The sequence below is a fragment of the Yersinia sp. IP36721 genome (genome assembly GCF_003634395.1).
In the GTDB taxonomy this organism is placed as follows: Bacteria; Pseudomonadota; Gammaproteobacteria; order Enterobacterales; family Enterobacteriaceae; genus Yersinia; species Yersinia entomophaga.
The window spans coordinates 1-4,743 of the sequence record NZ_QCZL01000034.1 but is presented as its reverse complement, the minus strand read 5'-3'; the positions used below and the strand labels follow the sequence as shown (position 1 = coordinate 4,743).

The following is a 4,743-nucleotide window of genomic DNA, read 5'->3' as shown; positions in this document are numbered from 1 at the left end:
TTGCAAGGCAACGTGGTGAGCCAGTGGGAAACCGTCGTGACGCTAACGCTGGCGGCAGACCTGCAAGACTACCAGGACAACCGCGGGTTTATGCATCGGGTGTTTGCCGTGGCCAGCATCGATGTGGCGGGGAATATCACCGATTTGCGGCCTAAAGGTTCGTTGGGCGATCAGCAAGGCAAGAGTGATTTTCTGCGTAAGGATGACAATCTGGCGGCGCTGAAAGATAAGGCTGAAAGCCGTAAAAGTTTGGAGCTAGGTGCATTAGCGCTAAAAGACACATTGACGGCGCAAGATGTTGCAGCATTACCAATGATGATGTTGCCGTTGGACAAAGACCTAAACTTGATTGGCTCTAGGGATGATAGAGGTATCTGGTTCCAGCAAACAGACCGAAAGGCAACCTCAGAGGATCATTATCCTATGATGGCGAGTGGGACATTACTGGTTACACCTTCTGCATACGGATGCCAGCAAGAATACACGACCTACTCTGGACGGAAGTTTATTCGCGGGCTAACCGCATTGTGGACGGGTAAGGGTCCGTGGGGAGAATGGGTTGAATTATACAGTCCAAAATACAAGCCTACATTATCAGATTTAGGTGCAGCAGCGGCTAATGATGTGGTATCTCGCACTCAAGGCGGGACATTTGAAAAGGCTTTGCATGTGCGAGATTTGTTCAGCGCAGGCAATATCAAATCTGAAAGTAATATCGATGCCGTAGGGGTAGTTACCTCTCGGAGTAAAATTGAATGTCGCTCGCCGGGTTCTGATGCTTATGCGGCTGGATTCCGTTGTTATATCAAAGCACCGTCCACCTCTATCACTACAGATTATGTTAATTACCACCCTGAATACGGTGAACAGTGGATGTTTGCAACGAATTATACTTTTGCTACAGGGGATTTTGAGTTAACAGCACGAGGTAATGTTGTTTCTTATGGTTCGGTTCGGGCAGGAGGTCCTAGTGGCGGATATCTTGATGGCAACGGCAATATTGCAGGTAGAGCGTGGGGGGGAGGTGGAGGGACAGGCGACCTTTTGAGCTTTATTAATAATAAAATTGCCGGAGTCCTCGCTCAATTTGGTAAGCGTCACTTCTCTGGTGCAGATTACATCCGTATTCCCGATGTGCCCGGTGGTTTAATTATTCAATGGATGAGCGGTCCAGTATCAGTTGCGGAAACTGTTGATTACCCTGTTCTGGCTTTCCCTATTGCGTTTCCATCGGCATGTCTGATGGCATTTGCTACCACTAAAGGGGATGACACCCGAAATCCAGACATCATGTTTCAAACGTCATGGTGGAATAACTCGCAAGTTAAAGTGTTCCCGCAATGGTTTGGTACGGGTGTTCAACACCTGAACTACCCACTTATTTTAGCCATTGGCTATTAAGGATAAAAAGTATGACTTATTTCTCAGAGTCCACAGGCGGTTTTTATCCTCAGGAGTGGAAAGATGAGTATCTTGCGGCCAATAACTGGCCGAGTGATGCAATCTTACTCACCAAGAGCGAATGTGCGAAATATTGGAAGCAATCTCCCCCTGCGGGAATGACGCTTCATGCTAAGAGTGGACGACCTGTCTGGATTGATATTCCGCCGCCACGGCCATTAACAATGGAAGAGTTAGTTGCTGCTGCCGAGGCTAAAAAGAATCTTTTGATGAGCACTGCTACACAGGAGATGGCTCCATTACAGGATGCTATTGAGCTAAATATAGCCTCGGAAAGTGAAGTGACTCATTTAACAGCTTGGAAAACTTACCGAGTGTTACTAAACAGGGTTGATACAGCTACAGCCCCGGACATTGACTGGCCAGAGGCACCCGCCGATGTGGCGTAAAGCAACCCTATCCATTCCCAGCAATATGACTGCGCTCAATTGCGCCATATTGCCTGTGCATCCATGGGTTTACGGCGTTGGTCGGGCTGAGGCGACGGGTAACTATCTTAGCCCACAAAATGCGGTGGATTATCTGGCGGGTAAGTTAGCCGGACACGGTGGCGAACAGTGCGTGGTGGTGTTGATGGTCTGCGCCCATACCCACGCCGAATTTATGCCGCTATTACAGCAGTTTTCTGATGTGTTGCCTTTGCCGGTGTATTCGCAGGTATCACGCATGGCCAGAACGGCGGCGTCACTGGCTACCACCAAAATGCAGTTGCCAGCTCAGAACGCAGGCGGTTTGCCACTTCCTCAACCGCTTTCCACTGCGACCAGTCGAATGGCGCTGAATGCCCGGCGTATTGTCGAAGCCAAAACTGCCGCCGCAGGCGGGGCAAGTGTGGGGGGGTTACAAGCGGCGTTAACCCAATTCACCGCAGCCAGAGAAAGTGCGTTGGGCAAGATTGCCGATGCGCTCAGCGGATTACTGGCCGGAACGGCAGTGGCATGGGTATTTACCGCCAATGGCACCGCCGCCCATGTGGCCAGCGAGATGAGAAAGAACGTACCGCAGCCGGACGCAGTTTTTACGTTGGCCACCTTGTTTGCCGGAGAGGATTTAACCACGCTGGAGGCGATGATCCATGACACAGATAGTCATGCTGGCACTGGACGGTGAGGCCATTCCATTAAAAGGATTGACCGTCACCCCGACCATGCAATTTCAGGAAAAAGACCAGAGCGGACAGACATCGAGCACCGCCACCGCAGAGCAGGGCATCAAAGCCAAAGAACTGCGCATTTCCGGTTTAGTGCCATTTAGCACGCCGGAGGTGTTAACCCGCATTTTTGCGTTGGCAGAAGCCAAAGGCGCGGGCGGTGGCCTGAAAAGATACCGGGTGGCCAATCAGGTGGCGCAGGCGATTAACTTTCGTCAGGCGACCTTTACCGGCGCGATTGATGCGCCTAAACAGGATGGGAAAATGGCGTGGTTAGTCACCTTCACCTTGAAAGAATTTATGAGTGTGCCGGAGAAAAAAGAAGCCCGTGCCGGGAGTAAAACCGAGGCTAAAAAACAGGGGGCGGGCGGTACTTCCGGTGGTAGCGATGCCGCCGAAGATGCGGACAAACTCAGTTGGTTTGAGCGCAAGGTGTTGAAACCCGTCAATGATGCCCTGGGATAATCAGAATGAAACCGATCCGCCGTTTAATGCTGTCTGGCGACACTGTACCGTTGGTTGATGCCAATATCGTGTTGGAACTTAATGCCTGCGGTCGGGGATTTATTACCGCTGAAACGACCACCGATTACACCGGCAAACTGGTACGTATCGATGCCGGTTACCCCGAACTGGTGCTGCGCTGGTTTACCGGCTACGTAGAGCGCTCGCAGCCGTCAGAGAATGGTTCGCAGCGCCTTTTCGTGCGGGAGCTGACGGGTATTTTTGAACGGATGTGGCCGGTATCGATGCAACACCCGACCTTGCGCCAGTTGGCCGATTGGCTGACGGAAAACAGCGGCTTAACCTTCACGCTGGCCAAGGATGCCGACTATAACGATAGACCGATCCCCCATTTCACCCACAGCGGCACCGGCTACCAATTGCTGGCCAATATCGGGGCAGCGTTCGGCATTACGGATTATGTCTGGTATCAGTTGCCGGATGGGGCGGTGTATGTGGGGAGCTGGCCACATTCCCTGTTTGCCGGTAAACCGGTGACTATTCCCGCTGAATTCAGCAGCGCAGCGGCGGCAGGCAATACCATGACCGTGCCGATGATCCAATCCGTGCGGCCGGGCGTGGAAATGAACGGCCAGCGGATTAGCCAGGTCAGACTGAATAATGATGATTTAGTGCTGACCTGGACGCCGCGCAACAAAGTGACTGGCCAGTCGTTGCAGAAAACCCCCATCCAGCGGCAGATAGATAATGCCTACCCGGAGTTATCGGCGGGGCTGCATTTACCGAAGATGGCCAGAGTAGAAGGGGCAAGCGAAGCGGTGGCCAGCGGCGACCTGTCCGACCCGTTCCGCCCACGCTATGGCGTTAATCTGCAATTACTGGACGATGACGGCCAGCCCGCAGCGGATACCCCGATTTATCCGGCGGTGCCGTTGCCTTTGCCGATGGCAGGTGCGGAATCCGGCATGTTTCAGTTTCCACCGCCCGGCACGTTGGTGGAGGTGGGCTTTACCGGTGGCAGGCCAGACAAGCCATTTGTGCGCCAGACGCTTTCCCAGGGCAACACCTTGCCGGACATAAAACCGGGGGAGCAGTTGCAACAGCAACGCGATGGCGTATCGCAACGGGTCACCGTAGCAGGAGATTGGGAACGCAAGACCGATCAGGTTATCCGCGAGGAATCCATGAGCCGGGTTATCAGCGCCGATGATGAAACCCGTACACTGGTGGCCAGAGAAACCACCGTTCAGGCCACCGATAAAACGACGGTACTGGGGACGGCTAGTTTACTGGCCGGTGCTATCCAGCAGATTGCCGAGGGGGATTACAGTCTGGCTACCCAGGCTAACTATCTGGCCAAGGTGGGACAGAATGCCACCGTTGACGTGGGGCAAGACCTGATAGAGAAAATAGGTAACATCCGCCGTAGCATTGCCGCCGTTCGTCAGGATGTGATAGCGCCGGTGGTATGGATAGGTAGCCAGCAGATTAACGTTATGGCGCTAATGCTGGACACGCTGGATGTAGTCAAAGAGTTGGCCAGCCTCACCGCCAGCCATACCCACACCAACACCGGCGCACCGCTGAACGCTGGCAGCCTCACCGCCACCGGTAGCAAGTCAGACGGATTACGCCAAAAATATGCCCCTGTGATTGGTTAATCGATC

Annotated in this window: 5 protein-coding genes and 1 pseudogene; all 6 read left to right on the top strand. The window is 53.2% G+C overall.

Features of this window, described 5'->3' with window-relative positions; genetic code table 11:
* A pseudogene (locus DBA33_RS21260) lies at positions 1 to 585 on the top strand (pyocin knob domain-containing protein); the annotation flags it as partial.
* Between the two features lie 480 nt (positions 586 to 1,065).
* Positions 1,066 to 1,401 carry a hypothetical protein gene (locus DBA33_RS21255; RefSeq protein ID WP_162975243.1) on the top strand — a complete coding sequence of 112 codons (336 nt, stop codon included), beginning with the start codon at positions 1,066 to 1,068 and terminating at the stop codon, positions 1,399 to 1,401.
* A gap of 11 nt (positions 1,402 to 1,412) precedes the next feature.
* Positions 1,413 to 1,850, top strand: coding sequence for a tail fiber assembly protein (locus tag DBA33_RS18820; protein WP_120806973.1), 438 nt, complete (start codon positions 1,413 to 1,415; stop codon positions 1,848 to 1,850).
* Positions 1,840 to 2,571 carry a hypothetical protein gene (locus tag DBA33_RS18815; RefSeq protein WP_120806972.1) on the top strand — a complete coding sequence of 244 codons (732 nt, stop codon included), beginning with the start codon at positions 1,840 to 1,842 and terminating at the stop codon, positions 2,569 to 2,571. The genes DBA33_RS18820 and DBA33_RS18815 overlap by 11 nt, the downstream gene beginning before the upstream one ends.
* Positions 2,537 to 3,076 (top strand): hypothetical protein, encoded by a 540-nt coding sequence (locus DBA33_RS18810; protein WP_120806971.1) that lies wholly within the window; start codon positions 2,537 to 2,539, stop codon positions 3,074 to 3,076. Before DBA33_RS18815 ends, DBA33_RS18810 begins: the two co-directional genes overlap by 35 nt.
* Positions 3,077 to 3,081: 5 nt before the next feature.
* Positions 3,082 to 4,737 (top strand): hypothetical protein, encoded by a 1,656-nt coding sequence (locus DBA33_RS18805; RefSeq protein WP_120806970.1) that lies wholly within the window; start codon positions 3,082 to 3,084, stop codon positions 4,735 to 4,737.
* The last annotated feature ends 6 nt before the right edge of the window (positions 4,738 to 4,743 follow it).